The organism is Streptomyces sp. 8L (assembly GCF_020176795.1).
In the GTDB taxonomy this organism is placed as follows: domain Bacteria; phylum Actinomycetota; class Actinomycetes; order Streptomycetales; family Streptomycetaceae; genus Streptomyces.
This window is the reverse complement of sequence record NZ_JAIUKE010000705.1, coordinates 1-4,167: the sequence shown is the minus strand read 5'-3', so window position 1 is coordinate 4,167 and position 4,167 is coordinate 1. Positions and strand designations below refer to the sequence as shown.

General features: G+C 74.5%; 4 protein-coding genes. 3 read left to right on the top strand and 1 reads right to left on the bottom strand.

The genetic code is table 11. The features are described from left to right. Positions 1-63: 63 nt before the first annotated feature. From LCE31_RS37465 to LCE31_RS37455, 3 genes are all read left to right on the top strand, one after another. The gene (locus LCE31_RS37465; protein ID WP_225022557.1) at positions 64-861 is read left to right on the top strand and encodes a DUF4097 family beta strand repeat-containing protein; all 798 of its coding nucleotides are present in this window, start codon (positions 64-66) and stop codon (positions 859-861) included. 378 nt (positions 862-1,239) lie between these two features. Beyond that, positions 1,240-2,565, top strand: a complete 1,326-nt coding sequence (locus tag LCE31_RS37460) for a hypothetical protein (protein ID WP_225022556.1) — start codon at positions 1,240-1,242, stop codon at positions 2,563-2,565. A 106-nt stretch (positions 2,566-2,671) separates the two neighbouring features. Continuing rightward, complete coding sequence (locus LCE31_RS37455) at positions 2,672-2,893, top strand: FmdB family zinc ribbon protein (protein ID WP_225022555.1); 222 nt, start codon at positions 2,672-2,674, stop codon at positions 2,891-2,893. A 36-nt stretch (positions 2,894-2,929) separates the two neighbouring features. Here LCE31_RS37455 and LCE31_RS37450 read toward each other — a convergent pair. Next, on the bottom strand, positions 2,930-4,167 hold a 1,238-nt coding region (locus tag LCE31_RS37450), incomplete at its 5' end, for a MalY/PatB family protein (protein ID WP_225022554.1).

The window sequence follows — 4,167 nt, the reverse complement described above, 5'->3', positions numbered from 1 at the left end:
CGCCCGCACCACCCGGCGCCCGCCCGTACTCCGACCCGTCCCACCCTGGGGGAACGATCACCGATGACCACCGCCACCCGCCCTCGCCAGCGCGGTCGTAGCCGTAGCCGCAACAGAGCCGTCCTCGCCGTCTGCGGGGTCGCGGTGATCGCGGCCACGGTCGGCGCCTGCGGTTCGGACCCCTCGGACGCGCCCGTCAAGAAGCACACCTTCGCGTTCACCGGCAAGAAGCTCACCATCGACGCGTCGAATTCCACCGTCCAGATCGTCCCCGGCGACGTCACGGGCATCCATGTGCAGCGGCAGGTCAAGGGCTGGGTCGTCTTCGGCAACGGGCCCACGCCCTCGTGGGGGCTGCACGGGGACACCCTCACACTGAAGCTCAAGTGCACCGGGGTGGCCCAGGACTGCACCGCCCTGCACAAGGTGACCGTGCCGCGCGGCGTCGCCGTCACGGTCAAGAGCGGCAACGGCCGGGTCACGGCGTCCGGCTTCACGAGTGCCGTCTCGCTGCGCACCTCGAACGGGAGCGCCGAGCTGCGGGACAGCTCGGGCCCAGTGAGCCTGAGTTCCCGCAACGGCTCGGTCACGGCGAGCGGGCTCTCCGGCAAGAAGGTCTCCGCCAGCAGCAGCAACGGCTCGGTCAGCCTCGGTTTCACCACCGTGCCCGACCATGTCGACGCCTCCAGTCACAACGGGCGTGTCCGGATCAGCCTGCCGAAGGGGCACACGGCGTACGCGGTCGACGCGGCCAGCAGGAACGGGCGCACGGACATCGGCGTACCGCGTGACGACGCGAGCGAGCACTCGGTGAAGGCCCGCACGTCCAACGGCGGGATTTCCGTGCGAGCGGCGGACTGACCGACCCGTGTGTTCGTCCGTGCCGGGTGGGACAATGAACCGGCAGGGCGAAACCGGCACGGGAGAGGTATGACACACGCGCATCCGCACTCTGGGGACTCCGGAGACTCTGGAGCGAGGGCGGACGCCGTCCATGGGCCGGTGTCCACCGGTGACAGCGGCGGTACCGGCCGTGAGGCCCGAGAAGACCGTCAGGCCAGGGGAGATCGTCAGGTCCGTGATGCCCGTGGGGCCCGTGAGGCCCGGGGAGACCGTGGGGCCCGTGAGGCCCGGGAAGACCACGAGGTCCGGGGGGCTCGCGCGCTCCGGGGGGCCCGTGCGCTCCCGCCGCCGCGGCGCCGTACGTCCTGGGCCCGCGGGCTCGGTGAGTTCTGCGCGATGGTTCTGCTGCCCGTTCCCCTGCTGGTGGCGGCGCTGCCCACCGCCCTCGCGAGCGGTGGAGGCGGCGGCCGGCGGTGGTTCGGCGGTGGCCGGGGCGGCAGTGAGCAGCAGCGCGCCGCGGCCCAGGCCGCCAAGGACGCGGCGGCCGAGTCGTTCTACGAGCTGGACACCGCCCAGCGCGACCTGCGGATCTCCATCGAGACGATCAGCGCGGTGGACAGTTCCCCGCGTGCCCGCAAGGCGCTCGACGACTTCGCCGCGCTCGGCCGCAGGATCGACGAGGTGAGCGGCGCCTACATCACGGCGGTGGACGCCCACGACCTGGACCGCCACGACCTCGACCTCGCGACCGCGACCCGCGCGCACAACGAGCTGACGCTCGCCAAGGACAAGCTGGACCGGGCGAGGGAGGAGCTCGACCGCTTCGCCGCCGGGCTCGGCCCGCTGCTTGAGGGCGCCGAGACACAGCTGGCGCGCCTCGCCCCCGCGGTCGAGCGGGCGAAGCAGGCGCTCCTCGCCGCGAGCGAGGCGCTGGACACGGTGCGTGGCTCCGGTCTGCGGGCGGACGATCTCGCGGCCCGTCTGGCCGCCCTCTCCCCCGAGCTGACCCGGATGAACGAGGGCGCAGGCCGGCACGGGGTGAGCGAGACGCTCCAGCGCGCGGACCGTGTCCTGCGCGAGGCGGAGGGGGTGCGGCGGGACGCCGAGCGGCTGCCCGAGCGTGCCCAGGAGATCGACCGGCGCCTCGTGTCCCTCCGTACGCGCGCGCAGGCGCTGACGAACCGCGCGGGGTCGGTCGAGCCGGTGCTGAGCGAGCTGCGGCGCCGCTTCTCGGCCGCGTGCTGGCAGGATCTCCAGTCCGTGCCCGCGCAGGCCGGGGAGAACGTGCGCCAGGCGGAGGCCAAGCTGGCCGAGGCATCGCGGGCCCGCGAGGAGCAGCGCTGGCCGGACGCGACGGCGCTGCTCAGCACCGTACGGGCGCTGCTGAACGACACGGACGAGGCGGTGTCCGCGGCCGGCGACCGCCTCCAGCGGCTGACCGCGGTGCAGAAGGACCCGCAGCAGGAGGTCGACAGGACCCGTTTCGCCGTCCGGGACGCCCAGCGCCTGGCCATGGCGGGCCGCAGTACGCCTGATCCGCGCCATGCCGGGCCCCTGGACGACGCGGTGGGACGGATCGATCGCGCGCTGGCGGGCCTGGAGGGGCACCATCCGGACTACTGGCACTTCCTGACCGAGATGGAGACCGTGCGCGAGACGGTGGCCCGTGTCGTCACGGAGATCCGCGAGGAACGCGCGGGCGGCAGCCGCCTGCGCCGCTGAAGCCCGCCATCACCGCCGTACGCGATGAGCCGGGGCCGCCGGCCCGTCCCGCGTCGGACGGGCGGGGCCTGCCCCCGTGCGCCGTGGCACCGGATACGCTCGGACCATGCCTCGTTACGAGTACCGCTGCCGCGCCTGTGGCGCCACCTTCGAACTCCGGCGGCCGATGGCCCAGTCCGCGGCCCCCGCGCCCTGCCCCGCCGGGCACGGCGACACCGTCAAACTGCTCTCGACCGTCTCCGTGGGCGGTACGTCCGAGGGCCAGGCCGGCGGCGCGCCGGCCGGGGGCGGCGGGGGCTGCTGCGGCGGCGCCTGCGGCTGCGGCTGACGCCCCGGCACCGACCCGGGCCGCGGCGGTCGCGCGTCACAGGGCGCGCAGCCGCCGCACCGACTCATCGAGCAGCGCCGCGCTCGTCCCGAAGTTGAGGCGTGCCCAGCCGGGTGCGCCGTACTCGTCGCCGTCCGTGAGCCGTACGCGTGCCCGTTCCTCCACATGGGCGGCGACGGGCGCGCCGTCCGGGACCACGGACCGCAGGTCGAGCCACGCGAGGTAGGTGGCGGCCGGCGCCGTGTAACCGGCGCCGGGCAGGTGCTCGGCAAGCAGGCGGGTGAGCAGATCGCGGTTGGAGCGCAGATACGCGCGCAGGCCGCTGAGCCACGCGTCGCCCTCCTCGAACGCCGCCTGCGACGCGAGTACGCCGGGCAGCGAGATCCGGTGGGAGAGCAGCTCGGGGACCCCGCGCAGGGCCGCCGTCGCGCCCTCTGTGAGCGGCAGCAGCAGGGCGCATTTGAGACCGGGGATGTTGTACGCCTTGGACGCCGAGGTCAGGGCGACCGAGCGGGGTCCTTCGGCCACGCCGGGGACCGTCGCGTACGGCACGAAGGCCGGTCCGCCGCCGGGGTGTTCGGTGTCCGCGCCGTCCAGGACGAGCGGTGCCCAGATCTCGTCCGCGAGGACGGCCGCGCCGTGCTCGGCCGCGAGCGCGGCGACCGCCGCGAGTTCCGCCCGGTCCGCGAGGTGCCCTGTGGGGTTGTGCGGGTTGCACAGCAGCATCGCGGTGGCGCCTTCGGCGAACGCCCTGCGCAGTCCCTCGGTGTCCCGCCGCCACCCGTCGGCGGTGTGCAGCAGGGGTACGGGGACGAGGGTGCGGCCCGTCTCGCGCATGACCCGGAAGTACGGGCCGTACGCGGGCGTCTCGACCACCACGCGGTCGCCCGGCGCGGTCAGCACCCGCAGTGCCTCCACGACGCCGACCATGACCTCGGAGACGGGCACGAACGCGGCCGGGTCCGGGTGCCAGCCCCAGTGCCGGCCCGCGAACGCCGCGAAGGCCGCGGGCAGGCCGATCGCGTCCGGCGGGGCGTAGCCGAAGTCACCGTCGGCGAAGGCCCGTTCCAGCACCCTCGCGACGGGCGGGGCGGGCGCGAAGTCGGTCTCGGCGACGGACAGCGCGAGGACGTCGCCGGGTGTTCCGTACCACTTGGTGTTGTGGCGGCGGCGCAGCAGCCCGAGGTCGACGGCGTCGAAGGGGGAGTCCGAGGAGGGCGAGGGGGCGGTGGAGGCGTCGGGCACGGTCATTCGTTCCTGGGGATCGCGGGTGG